Here is a 17,610-nt window from a genome sequence, read left to right as displayed (position 1 = left end):
ATCTCCGTGCTGGCGCGGAGTCCGGACGGCGGATTGCGGCCTTACTCTGACGACATGCGGTGGCCGCGATGGGTCGCGCTCGGTACCTTCCTGCTCGTCCTGGCGATGGTCGCGGGGAGCTTCTGGCTGCTGATCGCGTACCGCACCGGTCCGCACACGGTCCGGAACTTCGTCGGCCTGGCCGCGATCGGTACCGCGATCGCCGTACTCGGGCTCGTCGTCAGCCGGCGTGAGCCGGTCAACTCGGTCGGGGCGATCCTCGGCTGGATGGGTGTGATCGCGGTCTTCCTGACGGGACGCGATGTCTACTACAACGCCGTGGTCCACGATCCCGGTCGGCTGCCGTTGGACAGTCGGGTCGTGGCCTGGCTCGAGGAGAGCGGCTGGTGGCTGCTGGTCGCGGTTGCGTGCCTGTTGCTCTACTTCCCGACCGGTCAGATGGTGAGTCGCCGGTGGAGACCGGTCGCGCCGGCTCTGCTGCTGCTCGGTGTGGCACAACAGGCTTTCGGTGTCTTCGCCCCAGAGCCCTTCCTGCCACCTCTTCAGGACCTGCCCCGGCCGTACGAACCGTTGTCCGGAGTACTGCGGATCGTCAGCGACGTGGTGTTCTTCGGCTTCCTGGCCGTGTGCCTGGCCGCGGCGGTCGCGGTGCTGATCCGAGCCCGCCGGTCGACCGGCAAGGAGCGTGCGCAGCTCAAGTGGCTGTCACTCGCCGGACTGGCCGCTGTGCTCTACCCGGTGGTCTGCGGAGCCGAGATCGTCGTCACCGGACACACCGGCATCGTCGCGACCGTCTTCGGCCTGATCGCGCTGGTGAGCCTCCCGGCGTCGGTCGCGGTGGCGATGCTCCGCCACGACCTGTACGACGTCGACCGGGTGCTGGCCGACACCGTCACGTACGGGATCGTCATGGTGGTCCTGCTGGGCACCTATGCCGTCGCCGCCGTGTCCCTTGGGCTCGTGCTTGGTCGGGACTCGGCCGTCGTGGCGGCAGCTGCCACAGCGCTGTGTGCGTTGGTGCTGGCTCCGCTGCGCTCTCGCCTGCAGCGCTCGGTGGACCGGCGGCTCTACCCGCCGCGTCGTGCTGCCCTGCTGGCGATCGAGGATCTGCAGCGGCGGATTCACACCGAGCAAGCGCAACCGGAGGAGCTGGAGTCCGCACTGCGCACCGCGCTGCGCGATCCGGCGCTGCGGGTGGGTTTGCTCGTCCCGGGCGCGTCCGGCTTCGTCGATGCGGCCGGTACGCCGGTCAGCGGACCACAGCTGGTACCGGTGACGCTGGGTGGTGAGCAGATCGGCGTACTGGCGTCCAACGCGACCAGTCCCGCCGTACTGAAGGCTGTGGCGGCTGGGGCGGCCAGCCTGGTCGAGGTGACGCGGTTGCGGGCCGAGCTGGCTGGTGCGTTGCGTGAGGTCGCGGCGAGCCGGGCGCGTCTGGTGCAGGCGGGGGATGCTGAGCGGCGGCGGCTCGAGCGGGATCTGCACGACGGGGCGCAGCAGCGGCTGGTGTCGCTGGGTATGGCGCTGCGGCTGGCGCAGCGGCATTTGGACGACGGATCCGTCGATGTCGACGGGCTACTCGATCAGGGAGTCGCGGAGCTGACCACTGCGGTCGCCGAGCTGCGGCAGATCGCGCACGGGCTGCGTCCGGGGAGCCTCGACGACGGATTGCACGCGGCGTTGAGCGCGATCACGCAATCGCTCCCGATCCCGGTCCGTCTGCAGATCCCGCCCGATCTGCCCGAGGAGTTGGCTACCACGGCGTACTTCGTGGCGGCGGAAGCGGTGACGAACGCCGCGAAGTACGCGAACGCGACGTCGATCGCGGTCCGGGTGGCGCGGTCGACGGGTGAGGTGCGGGTGCGGATCGAGGACAACGGGTGTGGCGGAGCGGCGCCTCGGCCGGGGTCGGGCCTGAGTGGGCTACTCGATCGGGTCGCGGCCGTGGGTGGGTCGCTGGAGCTGCGGAGTCCGGTCGGCAGCGGCACGACGGTTGAAGCGGTGCTGCCATGCGGATCGTGATCGGGGAGGACTCGGCGTTGTTCCGCGAGGGGCTGGCACGGTTGCTGGCCGACGCCGGGCACGAGATCGCCGGTCTGGCCGTGGACGCGCCCAGTCTGCTGACCACAGTCGCCGAGACGACGCCGGACCTCGCGGTGATCGACATCCGGATGCCGCCGGACCACACCGACGACGGCGCCCGCGCCGCCCGCCGGCTCCGGATGCAGAACCCCGAGCTGGGCATCGTCCTGCTGTCCCAGCATGTCGAGACCCGGCACTCGGTCGAGCTCGTCGCGACGGGCCGCTTCGGCTACCTGCTGAAGGACCGTGTGCTCGCGGTGGACCAGTTCCTCGACGCGCTGGATCGGGTCGCGTCAGGCGGATCGGCGCTCGACCCCGAGGTGGTTGCCCGGTTGATCGGGCGCCAGCGCGCCGACGATCGGCTGGCGCCGTTGACCCCGCGTGAGCGTGAGGTGCTCGCGTTGATGGCCGAGGGGTGCACCAACGTCGGTATCGGTCGCCGCCTGTTCCTGACCGAGCGGACCGTCGAGACGCACATCGGCAGCATCATGGCGAAGCTCGGGCTGATCACGAACGACGAACAGCACCGCCGGGTGCTCGCCGTACTGGCCTATCTTGGTGGGCACTGACCGCTCTCCCAGAGGACTGGCCCATGCGAATCGCTGTCTTCCATCCCGGTGCGATGGGCTCGAAGCTCGCGGCCCAACTGGTCGCCGCCGGGCACGAGGTGCACTGGGTGCCGGAGGGACGGAGCGAGGCCTCCGCTGCGCGCGCCGCGGAGGCCGGCCTGATCGGTACGCCGTTCGCCGATGCGGTGCGTGAGGCCGAAGCGGTGCTGTGCTCGTGCGCTCCTCAAGGCGCGGTGGACATCGCCAAGCAGGTCGGCAGCGCGGGCTTCGGCGGCCTGTACATCGAGGCGAACCCGCTGTCCCCGATGTCACTGCGTGAGGCGCAGTCCGCCGTACCGGAGGCGACGTTCGTGGACGCCGGTGTGGTTGGCCCACCGCCGACCGGTGGACCGAGTCCGACACATCTGATGCTGTCCGGTGCTGCTGCTGATCAAGCGGCCGGGCTGTGGGCCGGCACTGCGGTCAGCGCGATGGTGGTCGGTGCGGAGCCGGGCGCGGCCAGCGCGGCCAAGTCGTCGTACGCCCTCTACAACAAGGGCAAGGCGGCGCTCGCGGTGCTGGCCTTCCAGTTGGCCGAGAAGCACGGTGTCACGGAGGCGTTGACTGCGCAGCAGGTCCGCGCGGACGCGGGATCACTGAAGGATCCCGGGCTGCCGGAGCAGTTGCGGAGCGTCGCCTGGCGCTGGGGACCGGAGTTCGACGAACTCGCTGCCACGCTGGACGCCGCCGGCCTCGAAGGCGATGCGGCCCGAGCGCTCCGTCAGGTCTGGACCAAGCTCACCTGAGCGTTCGGAAAAGGGTCACGGGGAGTGGTGGCGGAGCGGGAGCAAAGTGCCTGGGGGAACGGATTTCCCGTCTGGGCGGAGTGGTGGGTAGACTGTTTTGGTTGCCTCGGCGAGGGACGCCCCCCGAGAACTGTTGGGCGCGGCTCCGTGATCGACGCGGTGGTTCGTTGCCTGACGCCTTCTCCGGGGTCACAAAGCGCCCGCTGAGGCCGCAGCCGAGTTCCACCTAGTCAACTGATCACCGCAACGCATCTGAGGAGTTCATCTCGTGGCCGAGGTCAAGATCCAAGCCGAAGCGCGCACGGAGTTCGGCAAGGGTGCTGCCCGCCGAATCCGCCGGGACAACAAGGTTCCCGCCGTCCTGTACGGCCACGGCAGTGACCCGGTGCACATCACGCTGCCCGGTCACGACACCATGCTGGCCCTGAAGACCGCCAACGCCCTGCTGCTGATCGAGGTCGCCGGTGGCGAGAGCCACCTGGCGCTGCCGAAGCAGGTTCAGCGCGACCCGATCAAGGGCTTCATCGAGCACGTCGACCTGGTCATGGTCCGGCGCGGTGAGAAGGTCCAGGTCGACATCGCCGTCCACCTCGAGGGCGAGGCCGTCAGCGACACGCTGGTCGTGCTGGAGCAGCCGAGCGTGCTGGTCGAGGCCGAGGCGACCCACATCCCCGACGGGGTCACCGTCTCGATCGAGGGCCTCGACGTCGGCGCCCAGATCCACGCCTCCGACCTGCCGCTGCCGGCCGGTACGACGCTGGCGATCGAGCCCGACACCCTGATCGTGAACATCACCCAGGCGCAGACCGCCGAGCAGGTCGACGCCGAGCTGGCCGACGCCGAGGCCGAGGCCGGCATCGAGCGGGACGAGCCGGAGGCCCCGGCCGAAGAGCCGGTCGCCGCTGCCGCGGAGTAATCTCCAGCACAGCACACAGCGACATCAGGAGGGCCGGGATCCGTGGCGGACGACGTGTGGTTGGTCGTCGGACTGGGGAATCCCGGCCCTTCCTATGCGCGCACCCGGCACAACATCGGTCATCTGGTGGCCGATGAGCTGGCCGCCCGGACCGGCGGCAAGTGGAAGCAGCACAAGCAGGTCAAGTCCGAGGTGATCGAGACCCGGATCAGCGGGATCCGGACAGTGCTGGCCAGGCCCCGCTCGTACATGAACGAGTCCGGTGGGCCGGTGTCCGGGCTGCTGAAGTTCTTCAAGGTCGAGCCCGCCAACCTGGTCGTGGTCCACGACGAGCTGGACATCGACTTCGGCGTACTGCGCTGCAAGTTCGGCGGCGGGGACAACGGGCACAACGGGCTGAAGTCGATCCGGAAATCGCTTGGCACCGGTGAGTACTATCGAGTCCGGTTCGGTGTGGGTCGTCCGCCGGGCCGGCAGAACCCCGCCGACTTCGTCCTGAACGAGTTCTCCTCGACCGAACGCAAGGACCTCCCCTTCGCGGTCGACCGGACCGCGGACGCGGTCGAGTCGCTGCTCACCGACGGCCTCGATGTCACTCAAGGGAAGTACAACTCGTGAAGCTGAGCGGTCTGGTTGACACCCTGATCACCGATCCGGTGGTGGCCCAGGCCGTTCGTGATGCCCGGAGTTCCACCCAGCCGGACGGCGTCACGACTCTTGACCTGAGCGCACCGGGGCCGATCCGCCCGGTCCTGCTGGCCGCGATCGCATCCGAGCAGAAGGGCGCCGATCGCCCGGTGCTCGCGGTCACCGCGACGTTCCGCGAGGCGGAAGAGCTCACCGAGGCACTGCAGTGCCTGGTCGAGCCCGGCACGGTCGCCTACTACCCGGCCTGGGAGACCCTCCCGCACGAACGGCTCTCGCCCCGGTCGGACACGGTCGGCCGTCGGCTGGCCGTTCTGCGCCGGCTGGCGCACCCGGACCCGTCGGACGAGACGACCGGGCCGATCAAGATCCTGGTCGCGCCGGTGCGGTCGGTGCTGCAGCCGCAGGTGGCCGGTCTGGCCGACCTGAAGCCGGTGCAGTTGCACGTCGGCGACTCGGTCGAGCTCGAGGATGTCGTCGAGCAGCTGGCCGGGGCGGCGTACCACCGGGTGGACCTGGTCGAGCGGCGTGGCGAGTTCGCGGTCCGCGGCGGCATCATCGACGTCTTCCCGCCGACGGAGGAGCACCCGCTGCGGGTCGACTTCTTCGGCGACGACATCGAGGAGATCCGGTACTTCGCGGTCGCCGACCAGCGGTCGCTGGAGATCGCCGAGCACGGCCTGTGGGCTCCTCCGTGCCGTGAGTTGCTGCTGACCGACGAGGTCCGCGCCCGGGCCGCCGTACTGGCGAAGGAGCACCCGGAGCTGGCCGAGCTGTTCGAGAAGCTGGCCGAAGGGCATGCCGTCGAGGGCATGGAGTCACTGGCGCCCGTACTGGTCGACGACATGGAGTTGCTGGTCGACCTGATGCCGGCCGGGACGCACGTCGTGGTCAGCGACCCGGAGCGCGTGCGGGCTCGGGCGCACGACCTGGTCGCGACCAGCCAGGAGTTCTTGGAGGCGTCGTGGGCGGCCGCTGCCGGCGGTGGCGAGGCCCCGATCGACCTGGGCGCGGCGGCGTACATGGCGCTCGGCGACGTCCGGGAGCACGCGCTGGGCAAGGGCCTGGCCTGGTGGAGCCTGTCGCCGTTCGCAGCGGCCCCGACCGACGCGCCGGAGCTGCGCGACTCGATGGGCGAGCGGATCTCGTTCGACATCGACCCGAACGCCGGCGCGGTCCGGAGCCGGGTGATCGCGGCGCACGAGGTCGACCCGTACCGCGGTGAGACGGCGGCCGCGGTCGAGGACGTCCGTGGCTGGTTGCGCGACGGCTGGCGCGTCGTCTGCGTCACCGAGGGCCACGGCCCCGCGCAGCGCCTGGCCGAGGTCTTCTCCGAGGCCGAGCTGCCGGCTCGCGCGGTCGAGGGCATCGACGAGATCCCGGCGCCGGGCGTCGTCCTGATCTCGCAGGGCCAGCTGGACCACGGATTCATCGCCGAGGGCATCAAGTTCGCCGTACTCACCGAGAACGACCTGGCCGGTCAGCGCTCGGCGGCCGAACGGCGTTCGCAGCAACGGATGCCTTCGCGCCGGAAGAAGACGATCGATCCGCTGGAGCTGCAGCCCGGCGACTATGTCGTGCACGAGCAGCACGGCGTCGGCCGGTACGTCGAGATGATGCAGCGGACCGTCGGCACCGGTGCCCAGCGGGCCACCCGCGAGTACGTCGTGATCGAGTTCGCGCCGAGCAAGCGCGGCCAGCCCGGCGACCGGCTGTACGTGCCGACCGACCAGCTCGACCAGGTCACCCGGTACGTCGGCGGCGAGCAGCCGTCGCTGGACAAGATGGGCGGCGGCGACTGGGCCAAGCGCAAGGGCCGTGCGCGCAAGGCGGTCCGGCAGATCGCCGGCGAGCTGATCAAGCTGTACGCCGCCCGCCAGGCGACCAAGGGCCACGCGTTCGCCAAGGACACCCCGTGGCAGCGCGAGCTCGAGGACGCGTTCCCGTTCGTGGAGACGCCGGATCAGCTGGCCACGATCGACGACGTGAAGCACGACATGGAACGCATCACGCCGATGGACCGGATCGTGTGTGGCGACGTCGGTTACGGCAAGACCGAGATCGCCGTACGCGCTGCCTTCAAGGCGGTGCAGGACGGCAAGCAGGTCGCCATATTGGTTCCGACGACGCTGCTGGTGCAGCAACACTATGCGACTTTCGCCGAGCGGTACGCCGCCTTCCCGGTCAATGTGGCGCCGCTGTCGCGGTTCCAGACCGACAAGGAGGCCAAGGCCGCGATCGACGGGCTGGCCGACGGGACCATCGACGTCGTGATCGGTACACACCGGCTGCTGTCCGGCGAGGTGCAGTTCAAGGACCTCGGGCTCGTCGTCGTCGACGAGGAGCAGCGCTTCGGCGTCGAGCACAAGGAACAGCTGAAGCGGCTGCGGACCGCGGTCGACGTACTGACGATGTCCGCGACGCCGATCCCGCGGACCCTGGAGATGTCGATCACCGGTATCCGCGAGATGTCCACGATCGCGACGCCGCCGGAGGAGCGGCACCCGGTGCTGACCTTCGTCGGCGCGTACGAAGAGGGCCAGGTGACCGCCGCGATCCGGCGCGAGCTGCTCCGCGAGGGCCAGGTCTTCGTCGTCCACAACCGGGTCAACACGATCGAGAAGGCGGCCGCCCGGATCCGCCAGCTGGTCCCTGAGGCCCGGGTTTCGGTGGCCCACGGCCAGATGAACGAGCACACGCTCGAGAACGTGATCCAGGGCTTCTGGGAGAAGCAGTCCGACGTGATCGTCTGTACGACGATCGTCGAGTCCGGGATCGACATCTCGAACGCGAACACGATGATCGTGGAGCGGTCCGATCTGCTCGGCCTGTCCCAGCTGCACCAGCTCCGCGGCCGGGTCGGCCGTGGCCGGGAACGCGCCTACGCGTACTTCTTCTTCCCGCCGGAGAAGCCGCTGACCGAGACCGCGCACGACCGGCTGGCCACGATCGCGCAGCACGCCGATCTGGGCGGTGGGATGGCGGTCGCGATGAAGGACCTGGAGATCCGCGGCGCCGGCAACCTGCTCGGCGGCGAGCAGTCCGGGCACATCGCCGACGTCGGCTTCGATCTCTACGTCCGGCTGGTCGGCGAGGCGGTCGCGGAGTACCGCGGCGACACCCAGGTCGAGGAGCCCGAGGTCAAGATCGAGCTGCCGATCGACGCGCATCTGCCGCACGACTACATCCCGTCGCAGCGGCTGCGCCTGGAGATGTACCAGCGGCTGGCCGCGGTCCGCGACGACGAGGGCATCGCCGAGCTGGTCGAGGAGTTGCACGACCGGTACGGCGACATCCCGCAGCCGGTGCTGAACCTGGTCGAGGTGGCGAAGTTCCGCAACCATGCCCGCCGGGCGGGGCTGCACGACGTCACCCTGCAGGGGAATCTGATCCGGTTCGGACCCGTCGAGCTGCCCGATTCGAAGGTGCTGCGGCTGAACAGGCTGTACCCGAAGAGTCTGGTGAAGCCGCAACTGCGTACGATCCTGGTGCCGAGACCTGCCACCCGGCCGGTCGCCGGTCAGCCGCTCCGTGACCAGGAGTTGCTGCAGTGGTGCACCCGGTTGATCGATGACGTGATCGCCGAACCGATCGGGGTGCCGGCGTGAACCTGGACGGAAGACACGAGGAGATTCGGTGAGCACATCTCGACGGCTTGGGGCGATCGGTGTGGCAGCGGCCATGGTGCTGCTGGCCGGCGGCTGCGCGGCGGGAACGCACCCGGGCGCGGCGGCCGTGGTCGGCGGGACCGAGATCAGCATCGGCGACGTCGACGAGACCTCGCGCGCGGTCACCAATGCTCTCGGTCAGGACTTCACTGCCGGTGTCACGCTGAGCGAGATGGTCAACTCGGTGCTGGTGTCCAAGGTCAGCGAAGAGAAGTCGATCTCGGTCAGCGACGCGGAGACCGCCGAGGCCGCGAAGCTCGTGGTCGGCGACGAGGCGGCGTTCCAGAAGTTCCAGGCGAATCCGGTGTCGCGCGACTTCCTGAACGGTGTCGCGGAGGCGGCGGTCGCGACCATCAAGCTCGGCGGCGGCTCCGGCGTGAACGACCCGCAGGCGCAGCAGAAGCAGCAGAACGGCATCGCGGTCGTCAAGGACGCGTCGAAGAACATCGACGTCAGCATCGCGCCGCGGTTCGGCCAGTGGACCGACGGCGCCATCGACGGCAAGGTCTCCGGCTCGCTGTCCGAGGAGTCCGACCAGGCCAAGGCCAAGCGCCAGGCCCAGGAACAGCAGCAGCAACAGCAGCAGGGCCAGGGCTGAGGCTCCCGCATGAGCACTGGTGGGATCAAGGTGGTCCTCACCAGCCCTCGGGTGGCGCCGGGCCTGCTGACTCGTGCCGCCTGGCAGGTGCTGGGCGACGCCGACGAGATCGGCGCCTCGGGTGGTCCGTCACGCCCTGATGTCCAGGCAGTGGTCGGCTCCGGACTGGTCGTCACCCAGGTCGAAAGCGGGTTCACCGAGGCCTGGACCTGGCTGTCAGCCGCGGCCGCCTCAGGCCGTCAGGTCGCCTGGCTCGTCGGTGAGGACGGCGAACCCGGGCTGCTCCGCGTGGTAGCCGACCAGGTCAGCCGGGAGCCGCGGCCGCCGTACGACGTGGAGATCCTGCACGGCTCGTACGACGTACCCGGCGCGCGACTCATCGACCTCGTCCGCGTCATGGACCGCCTCCGCCGCAACTGCCCGTGGGACCAGGAGCAAACCCACGAGACCTTGGCGAAGTACCTCCTCGAGGAAACCTACGAAACCCTCGAAGCCATCGACACCGGCAACCGCCCCCACCTCCGCGAAGAACTGGGCGACCTGTTGCTACAGGTAGCCTTCCACTCCCGCATCGCCGAGGAAGACAGTTCCGACGACGGATTCTCGATCGACGACGTCTCCGGGGACATCGTCGAGAAACTCGTCCGCCGGCACCCCCACGTCTTCGGCACGGTGGACGCGGCCGACGCCGCCGCTGTCGAGGCCAACTGGGAAACCATCAAAGCCGCAGAGAAGCAGCGCTCCTCCGTCCTGGAAGGAATCCCACTCGCCCTCCCGGCCCTGGCCCTGGCCGACAAAATCCTCGGCCGCGCCGCCAAGGTCCTTCCGGACGTGACGACGGCTGAGCCCGCTGATGAGGCGGATCGCATCGGACAAGAGCTTCTGGAGCTAGTCCGTGAAGCTCGCAGCCTGGGGATCGACGCGGAACAGGCACTGCGCGGCACCGCTCACGACCTGGCCGGCGAGATCCGCGCGGCCGAATCCACCGACTGAAAACCCGGTGCGGCCCAGTGCGTGGGCTGACAGGGTGGGCCGGTGGATGTCGCCGGGGTGTTGCTGGAGCGGTGGGATCTCAAGCCCACACAGGTGGAGGAACTGACCGGCGGGATGAACTCCGCTGTGTGGCTGGCTGCTGCGGACGGCTGGCGGGTGGTGGTGAAGTCCGTGGACGTGGGGGATGGCGCGTTCGTGCCTGGGCTGGAGTTGGCGGCGCGGCTTGGGGATGCGGGAGTGGTGACTGGGCGGCCAGTGGCTAGTCAGGCGGGCCGGGTGGCCGAGCGCGTGGGGGACCGGCTGGTGGGGGTGCTGGAGTTTGTTGACGGCCGGCCGCTGGCGGGGAGTGTTGAGGATCAGCGTGCGGTCGGCGAGTTGCTCGGGCGGGTGCATGGTGTGTCGGCGACGCCGCCTGGGGAGTTGGTGGATTGGCTTCACCTGCTGACGCAGTTCGATGAGTACTTGGATTTGGAAGCGTGGATCCGGCCGGCGGTTCAGGGCGCGATTGAGGGTGTGCAGGCGCTCGACGGCCTGTCCTGGGCCGGGTTGCACGGGGATCCGGCGGCTGAGGCGTTCCTGCGGCAGCCCGATGGTGAGGTCGCGTTGATCGACTGGGGTGGCGCGATGCATGGGCCAGTGCTGTACGACGTGGCGTCGGCGGTCATGTACTCCGGTACCCCGGACCACGTCGTACCCGCGTATCTCGAGCAGCGGCCGGAGTCTGCCGACGAGGTCGAGACCGGCCTCACAGCGTTCCTCCGGCTCCGATGGGCCGTCCAGGCCGGGTACTTCGCCTGGCGGTGTTCGACCGACGTCCGTACCGGCATCGCCGAGCCAGCCGAGAACCGCAAGGGTCTCGCCGACGCCCGCCGCGCCTTCGCCTCCGAGGAGCACTGACTGTGGAACACGAGGTTGGCTGGGCAGGGCAGCCGGAGGACATCGCTTGCGTGGGTCCGGACGGCAACTTCAAGCTGCGGGCCGGGGCGATCGTGCGGAATCGCGACCGGATCCTGTTGTGCGCAGTCGATGACCTGGACGGCTGGTTCCTGCCCGGTGGGAAGGTCGCGTACGGCGAGACTGCGGCGGCCGCGGCGGTCCGTGAACTCCGCGAGGAGATGCAGCTCGAGCTGACCGTCGGTGAGCTCCGACTGGTCACCGAGGACATGCTGACCCTGAACGGCACGCTGCATCAGGAGGTCTGCTTCTACTACGAGTTCGCCTGGCCCGACGGCCTCTCGGCAGACGCGCCGCAGGACACCGTGGAGCTCGCGCACAGTTTCCGCTGGGTTCGCCGCGCCGACCTGGGCGGCGTGGATCTCCTGCCGCCACAGATCCGGGACTGCCTGATGGAGGACGCGACCGAGCTCCGCCACCTGGCCATCGATCGCAGGAGCTCAGACGCCGGCTAGGTCTCGCCGGATCGCCGTCTCGGTCGCAACCCAGTTCTTGAACAGATAGCGGTGAGCCACCACGGGCTTGATGGCCGCGATCACGTCACGCTTGTCGTCGACGAAGTGGGTGATGGCGAGGTCGGCGCAGTGGATCGCCTTCTGTGGTCGGCGCAGGCAGAAGCGAACGTTGCCGTCGGCAATCCCGGTCCGCTCGAAGAAGCGGTGATGACGCAACCATTCCAGCGACCGCTGCTGCACCCGCGGCCCGCACTTCGAGACCAGCCAGGCCTCGTCGAACAGCGGCACCAGCCGTGCGATCGCCTCGAACGCACCCGGTACGGCGGGCGTCCGCAGCATCGCCGCGGTGTCGCCGGAGAAGAACGATGTGTCCCCGGACCCCGACGATCCATCGATGATCACCCGTCCGATATCAATCCCCAATCTCTTCATGCCTCAAGGCTCGCCCATCGCAGCACTTCAACAGAACTAGCAATCGGCACAGCAGCTATAGTTCTTGTCAATGACTCTGGTGGCGGAGGATCTCGCAGCGTTCGCGGTGTTCGCGCGACACCGCAACTTCACCCGCGCAGCGGAAGAGCTGCACGTCAGCCAGCCGGCGCTCCACACCCGCATCCGCAAACTCGAGCAGCGCCTCGGAAAATCCCTGTACGTCAAGCAAGGACGGCAGTTGCACCTGACGGACACCGGAGAGCGGCTGGCCGCGTTCGCGAACGAGGCGAACGACCGGGCCGCCGACTTCCTGCGGACGCTCGACGCCCTACCTCCGCGCCCACTCGTGCTGATGGCCGGCTCAGGCGCGTACCTCTACCTGCTCGGCGATCCGATCCGGCGGATCCTTGCCAAAGGCCACGAGCTGCAACTGCGCACCGGCGATGCGGCCGCCACCTTGGCTGCGGTGCGGGAGGGGTCCGCCGATGTGGGAGTCACCGCGCTCACGATCCCGCCCGATGACCTCGACTGCGACCTGCTCCAGCAGTTCCCACAGACCCTGATCACCCGGTCCGACCACCGCCTGGCCGGCCGGAGGAGCGTCCGGTTGAAGGACCTGCAGGACGAGGCGCTCGTCGTACCGCCGAAAGATCGGCCCCATCGGCAGCAGTTGGAGCGGAGCATGCTGGACCAGGGGTTGCGGTGGTCCGTGGCGGTCGAGGCAGAAGGGTGGGAACTGCTGGTCCACTTCGTGCGTCTCGGGATAGGACCGGCCGTCGTCAACGGTTCGGTCCGTACGACGGGTGCCGTCCGGAGGATCCCGGTCAAGGATCTGCCACCGGTGCGGTACTACGTCGTCACGCGACCCGACCGGAGCGAGAGGGTGGACGAACTGAAGCGGATGCTGTCGTGAGCAGGGACAGCCGGACGGTCTCGCGGCTGCTCAGGCACACGGCGGGTGAGCGCGGCCTCACGATGAGTGCGGACGGCTGGGTGGCGATCAGCGACGTACTCGAACTGCTGCACTTGACCCGCGAGCGGCTGGACGCCGCAGTCCGGGACAACGACAAACAGCGGTTGCAGGTCGACGGAGACCGGATCCGGGCGTGTCAGGGGCACTCACGCGCAGGGATGCCGGTGACACGTGAAGCCTTGGAGAACAGTTGGGTACGGGTGCACCCCGGCCACCTGCTCTGGCACGGGACCAATCGCCAGGCACTGCCCGCGATCCAGCGCGAGGGCCTCAAGCCGGGGCGACGTACGCACGTCCATCTCGCGCCGTCCAAGGACAGCCAGGTCGGACGGCGATCGGCCGTGGATGTCTTGCTGGGCGTGGATCCAGGCAATCTGGCGGTCTATCGGGCGCCCAACGGAGTGTTATTGACGCGGGAGGTACCGCCGGATGCGATCGTTAGGGTCGACGCGGTCCACCGGGCTCGGTGGTCTGACGGCTAGGCTCGGGACCGATTCGTCATCGAGAACTTGGGAGTCAATGTGGCCACCATCGAGGCCGTCGGCGCCCGCGAGATCCTCGACTCGCGCGGCAACCCCACTGTCGAGGTCGAGGTTCTGCTCGACGACGACACAGTCGCCCGGGCGGCCGTCCCGTCGGGCGCGTCCACCGGCCAGTTCGAGGCCGTCGAACTGCGTGACGGCGACAAGGCCCGGTACGGCGGCAAGGGCGTCCTGAAGGCCGTCACGGCCATCCTGGAGGACATCGACAAGGAGATCGTCGGGTACGACGTCCACGAGCAGCGGCTGATCGACCACGCGCTGCTGGACCTCGACGGCACCCCGAACAAGGCCAAGCTGGGCGCGAACGCCATCCTCGGCGTCAGCCTCGCGGTGGCCAAGGCGGCCGCGGACAGCGCCGGCCTGCCGCTGTTCCGCTACGTCGGCGGCCCGAACGCGCACGTCCTGCCGGTGCCGATGATGAACATCCTGAACGGCGGCGCGCACGCGGACAGCAACGTCGACGTCCAGGAGTTCATGATCGCCCCGATCGGCGCGGCCACCTACGGCGAGGCGCTGATGCAGGGCGCGACCGTCTACCACGCGCTGAAGGCGGTGCTGAAGGAGCGCGGCCTGTCCACCGGCCTCGGCGACGAGGGCGGCTTCGCGCCGAACCTACCGAGCAACCGCGACGCGCTGGACCTGATCCTGGTCGCGATCGAGAAGGCCGGCCTACAGGCGGGCAAGGACATCGCGCTGGCAATGGACGTGGCCGCGAGCGAGTTCCACACCGACGGCGTGTACGCGTTCGAGGGTGGCAAGAAGTCGGCCGACGAGATGATCGCGTACTACGCCGACCTGGTCGCGTCGTACCCGATCGTGTCGATCGAGGACCCGCTGAACGAGGAGGACTGGGACGGCTGGAAGGCCATCACCACCGAGCTCGGCACCAAGACCCAGCTGGTCGGCGACGACCTGTTCGTCACCAACGTTGAGCGGCTGCAGCGCGGTATCACGGAGAAGGCGGCGAACAGCCTGCTGGTCAAGGTGAACCAGATCGGTTCGCTGACCGAGACCCTGGACGCGGTCGACCTGGCCCACCGCAGCGGCTTCACCTGCATGATGAGCCACCGCTCCGGCGAGACCGAGGACACCACGATCGCCGACCTCGCGGTCGCAACGAACTGTGGCCAGATCAAGTCCGGTGCCCCGGCTCGGTCCGACCGCACCGCGAAGTACAACCAGCTGCTGCGGATCGAGGAGGAGCTGGACGACGCCGCGGCGTACGCCGGTCGCTCCGCCTTCCCGCGGTACCAGGGCTGACCCAGGAGGAGTCGAGACAGCATGCCGTCCCGTCGGGAATCCGGTGCACGACCCGGCTCGCGTCCGTCGAGCCGTACCCAGTCGCGTCCACCGGCCCGGCGGGGCGACCAGCCCAAACGTCGTACGACGGGAACGGCCGCCGGACCGGCCCGGACCCGGGGTTCCCGCAACCTGACCGGGCGGGCGGCCGTCGTACTGCTGGTGCTGGGTGCGCTGATCGTGTCGTACGCGCAGAGCCTGCGGGTGTGGTTCGACCAGCACCAGCAGATCACCGCGCTGCAGCAGGAGATCCGGGACCGGGAGAAGCGGGTCGGCGAGCTGAACGACGAGATCGCCCGCTGGAACGACGACGCCTACGTGAAGGCGCAGGCGCGGCAGCGGCTCGGCTGGGTGATGCCGGGCGAGGTCGGCTACCGGGTGATCGGCGCGGACGGGAAGCCGGTCGGTGCGCCGCCGGAGCCCAACACGCCGTCGGACGGTACGGCGGACGCGCAGAAGCCGACCTGGTACACAAAGCTCTGGGGGAGTGTCGAAGGCGCCGGTGAACCCCCCGCGCCGCCGTCCGCCATCCCGGCCAAACCCACCCCGAAGCCGATCATCACACCCTCTCCCAAGGCGACCCGGTGAGCGTCAGCCCCGAGGACACCGAAGCGGTCAGCAAGCAGTTGGGCCGGACCGCCCGTGGCATCCGCTCGATCGCCCACCGCTGCAGTTGCGGCCTGCCCGACGTCGTTGAGACAGAGCCACGGCTGCCGGACGGTACGCCGTTCCCGACCACGTACTACGTCACCTGCCCGCGACTGGCATCGGCGATCGGCACGCTCGAGGCCGAGGGCATGATGAAGGAAATGACCGACCGGCTCGGCACCGACGCGGACCTGGCGGCGAAGTACCAGGCGGCTCATGAGTCCTACCTCGCCCATCGCGAGTCCATCGAGCATGTCGAGGAGATCGCCGGCATCACCGCCGGCGGCATGCCGACGCGCGTCAAATGCCTCCACGTTCTCGTCGGCCACTCCCTGGCAGCCGGCCCCGGTGTGAACCCCCTCGGCGACGAGGCCCTCGCCGCCCTGGACGACTGGGGCCGCCGAGGTCCCTGTGTGTGACCGGGTCGCCGCGGTTGACTGCGGGACCAACTCTCTCCGTCTGCTGATTGCGGATGTGGTGGATGGTGAGCTGAAGCAGATCGATCGTCGGATGACGATCGTGCGGCTCGGGCAGGGTGTGGATGCGACCGGGGCGTTCGCGCCGGAGGCCTTGGAGCGGGTGTTCAAGGCATCCGACGAATACGCCGCTGTGATTCGAGCAGCCGGAGCGACGCGGACGCGGTTCGTGGCGACGTCGGCTGCGCGGGATGTGAGCAACCGGGACAAGTTCTTCGCCGGGATCGCGGAACGCTTCGGCGTCGAGCCGGAGATTATCTCAGGTGCCGAGGAGGCCGAGCTCAGCTTCCGCGGAGCGACCGGTGGTCTGACTGCTCTCGCCGTACCCGGGCCGTACCTCGTCGCGGACATCGGCGGCGGATCCACGGAGCTCGTCCTGGGCGACGCGAACGGCGTGATCGCCGCCGAGTCGCTCGACATGGGCTCGGTCCGGATGACCGAGCGGCACCTCGCCTCCGACCCCGCGACAGCCGCCGAACTGGCCGCCGCCACGAAAGACGTCGACGCCCTCCTGGCCTCGACCACTGTCCCGATCACTGCGGCACGCGCCCTGATCGGGACCGCCGGCACGGTCACCACCGTCGCCGCGGTCGCATCCAAGCTGACCGAGTACGACGCCGAGCGGATCCATCACTCGCGGATCCCGGGTTCACTGCTGCGCGAGACGACGCACTGGCTGATGCGGTCGACACGGGCCGAGCGGAGCAGCGTCCCCGTGATCCACCCGGGGCGGGTGGACGTGATCGGCGCCGGCGCGCTCATCCTGCAGCGCCTGTACGACCGGATGGCCGTCGGCGAGGTGATCGTCTCCGAGCACGACATCCTCGACGGCGTCGCCCTCTCGATCGGTTAGTCGGCCGCGCGGGCGCGGACGCCGTCGAGCGCGATCCGGAGCACGCGTTCGCGCTGCTCGTCGTCGACGAATCCCGCGGCGGTCAGGCCGCTGACCATCCGGAGCATGTCGTCGAAGGACACGTCTTTGCGCGCTTCGCCGGCCTCCTGGGCGCGCTCGAACAGCGGCGTCCCGGCGGCGTACATCGCCTCCCGCGCCTCGCTGAACTCGGCAGCCTCCCGATTCAGTGACTCGTAGATCGCGCGCTTGGTCGCGGCGTAAGCGACGAACCGGCGCAGCCAGGTGAACAGCGCCTCCCACGGCGGGAGGTCGGCGGCGTCCTCGGCGGCGAGGCACAACTCTTCGATCTCGCCCAGGTACACCGCCCGCACCAGATCCTGGCGGGTCGGAAAGTTGCGGTACAGCGTGCCGATCCCGACACCGGCCTGCCGCGCGATGTCCTCCAGCGACGCTTCGGTGCCCTTGGTGGAGAACGCGTCCCGGGCGGCGGCGAGCAGCGCGTCGAAGTTCCGTCGCGCGTCGGCCCGCTGCGGCCGTCGTACGTCGACCCGCAGGGCCGGCCTGGTCTCACTCACCATCCGATCACCCTATCCATCGTGTGCCATCCGCGTTGCAAGCGGAGGCATCCCTCCGCTATAGTGGAGGCATACCTCGACTTTACCAGGCCGGGGAATTCCCGCGCCGCGGGTGCGGCGCGCTCACACCCTTTCGAAGGACTTCTG

General features: G+C 69.2%; 18 protein-coding genes. 16 read left to right on the top strand and 2 right to left on the bottom strand.

Annotated features, from left to right (window positions below; genetic code table 11):
* Window positions 1-54: 54 nt before the first annotated feature.
* The 10 genes from AB0I34_RS09340 to AB0I34_RS09295 all read left to right on the top strand — a co-directional run bounded on the left by AB0I34_RS09340 (window position 55) and on the right by AB0I34_RS09295 (window position 11,665).
* Entirely contained in the window at window positions 55-2,022 is a 1,968-nt protein-coding gene (locus tag AB0I34_RS09340; protein WP_360442079.1) for a histidine kinase, read from the top strand.
* Entirely contained in the window at window positions 2,010-2,651 is a 642-nt protein-coding gene (locus AB0I34_RS09335) for a response regulator transcription factor (RefSeq protein ID WP_131363012.1), read from the top strand. Before AB0I34_RS09340 ends, AB0I34_RS09335 begins: the two co-directional genes overlap by 13 nt.
* Window positions 2,652-2,674: 23 nt before the next feature.
* Complete coding sequence (locus tag AB0I34_RS09330) at window positions 2,675-3,436, top strand: NAD(P)-binding domain-containing protein (RefSeq protein ID WP_360442076.1); 762 nt, start codon at window positions 2,675-2,677, stop codon at window positions 3,434-3,436.
* A gap of 268 nt (window positions 3,437-3,704) precedes the next feature.
* The gene (locus AB0I34_RS09325) at window positions 3,705-4,352 is read left to right on the top strand and encodes a 50S ribosomal protein L25/general stress protein Ctc (protein WP_360442073.1); all 648 of its coding nucleotides are present in this window, start codon (window positions 3,705-3,707) and stop codon (window positions 4,350-4,352) included.
* 42 nt (window positions 4,353-4,394) lie between these two features.
* Window positions 4,395-4,970, top strand: a complete 576-nt coding sequence (gene pth / locus AB0I34_RS09320) for an aminoacyl-tRNA hydrolase (RefSeq protein WP_360442070.1) — start codon at window positions 4,395-4,397, stop codon at window positions 4,968-4,970.
* Window positions 4,967-8,605, top strand: coding sequence for a transcription-repair coupling factor (mfd, locus tag AB0I34_RS09315; RefSeq protein WP_360442067.1), 3,639 nt, complete (start codon window positions 4,967-4,969; stop codon window positions 8,603-8,605). The genes pth and mfd overlap by 4 nt, the downstream gene beginning before the upstream one ends.
* Window positions 8,606-8,633: 28 nt before the next feature.
* Window positions 8,634-9,263, top strand: a complete 630-nt coding sequence (locus AB0I34_RS09310; protein ID WP_360442064.1) for a hypothetical protein — start codon at window positions 8,634-8,636, stop codon at window positions 9,261-9,263.
* Between the two features lie 9 nt (window positions 9,264-9,272).
* Entirely contained in the window at window positions 9,273-10,256 is a 984-nt protein-coding gene (locus AB0I34_RS09305; RefSeq protein WP_360442061.1) for a MazG family protein, read from the top strand.
* 42 nt (window positions 10,257-10,298) lie between these two features.
* Complete coding sequence (locus AB0I34_RS09300; protein ID WP_360442058.1) at window positions 10,299-11,153, top strand: phosphotransferase; 855 nt, start codon at window positions 10,299-10,301, stop codon at window positions 11,151-11,153.
* A 2-nt stretch (window positions 11,154-11,155) separates the two neighbouring features.
* Window positions 11,156-11,665, top strand: coding sequence for an NUDIX domain-containing protein (locus tag AB0I34_RS09295; protein WP_360442055.1), 510 nt, complete (start codon window positions 11,156-11,158; stop codon window positions 11,663-11,665).
* Here AB0I34_RS09295 and AB0I34_RS09290 read toward each other — a convergent pair.
* The gene (locus AB0I34_RS09290) at window positions 11,651-12,097 is read right to left on the bottom strand and encodes a hypothetical protein (RefSeq protein ID WP_360442052.1); all 447 of its coding nucleotides are present in this window, start codon (window positions 12,095-12,097) and stop codon (window positions 11,651-11,653) included. The two genes, AB0I34_RS09295 and AB0I34_RS09290, sit on opposite strands and share 15 nt — an antisense overlap.
* Before the next feature lie 70 nt (window positions 12,098-12,167).
* Here AB0I34_RS09290 and AB0I34_RS09285 point away from each other — a divergent pair, with 70 nt between their 5' ends.
* Genes AB0I34_RS09285 through AB0I34_RS09260 form a run of 6 tightly spaced genes read left to right on the top strand, consistent with a single transcriptional unit; the run spans window position 12,168 to window position 16,888 of the window.
* Window positions 12,168-13,010, top strand: a complete 843-nt coding sequence (locus AB0I34_RS09285; RefSeq protein ID WP_360442049.1) for a LysR family transcriptional regulator — start codon at window positions 12,168-12,170, stop codon at window positions 13,008-13,010.
* A complete protein-coding gene (locus AB0I34_RS09280; protein WP_360442046.1) occupies window positions 13,007-13,552 on the top strand; it encodes a tRNA 2'-phosphotransferase in 546 nt (181 codons plus the stop codon). The genes AB0I34_RS09285 and AB0I34_RS09280 overlap by 4 nt, the downstream gene beginning before the upstream one ends.
* A 39-nt stretch (window positions 13,553-13,591) precedes the next feature.
* On the top strand, window positions 13,592-14,872 hold the full coding sequence (eno, locus tag AB0I34_RS09275) for a phosphopyruvate hydratase (protein ID WP_360442043.1): 1,281 nt from the start codon (window positions 13,592-13,594) through the stop codon (window positions 14,870-14,872).
* A gap of 21 nt (window positions 14,873-14,893) precedes the next feature.
* Window positions 14,894-15,499, top strand: a complete 606-nt coding sequence (locus tag AB0I34_RS09270; protein WP_360442041.1) for a septum formation initiator family protein — start codon at window positions 14,894-14,896, stop codon at window positions 15,497-15,499.
* Window positions 15,496-15,978 (top strand): DUF501 domain-containing protein, encoded by a 483-nt coding sequence (locus AB0I34_RS09265; RefSeq protein ID WP_360442038.1) that lies wholly within the window; start codon window positions 15,496-15,498, stop codon window positions 15,976-15,978. Before AB0I34_RS09270 ends, AB0I34_RS09265 begins: the two co-directional genes overlap by 4 nt.
* Window positions 15,971-16,888, top strand: a complete 918-nt coding sequence (locus AB0I34_RS09260; protein WP_360442035.1) for a Ppx/GppA phosphatase family protein — start codon at window positions 15,971-15,973, stop codon at window positions 16,886-16,888. Before AB0I34_RS09265 ends, AB0I34_RS09260 begins: the two co-directional genes overlap by 8 nt.
* Here the strand turns inward: AB0I34_RS09260 and AB0I34_RS09255 are convergent.
* Window positions 16,885-17,466: a helix-turn-helix domain-containing protein gene (locus tag AB0I34_RS09255; RefSeq protein WP_360442032.1), complete on the bottom strand. Its 582-nt coding sequence runs from the start codon at window positions 17,464-17,466 to the stop codon at window positions 16,885-16,887. The genes AB0I34_RS09260 and AB0I34_RS09255 overlap by 4 nt on opposite strands.
* Between the last annotated feature and the right edge of the window lie 144 nt (window positions 17,467-17,610).

The organism is Kribbella sp. NPDC050281 (assembly GCF_040655855.1).
Classification (GTDB): domain Bacteria; phylum Actinomycetota; class Actinomycetes; order Propionibacteriales; family Kribbellaceae; genus Kribbella.
Note: the sequence above shows the minus strand (reverse complement) of the source record. Positions and strands in the feature narration are given on the sequence as shown.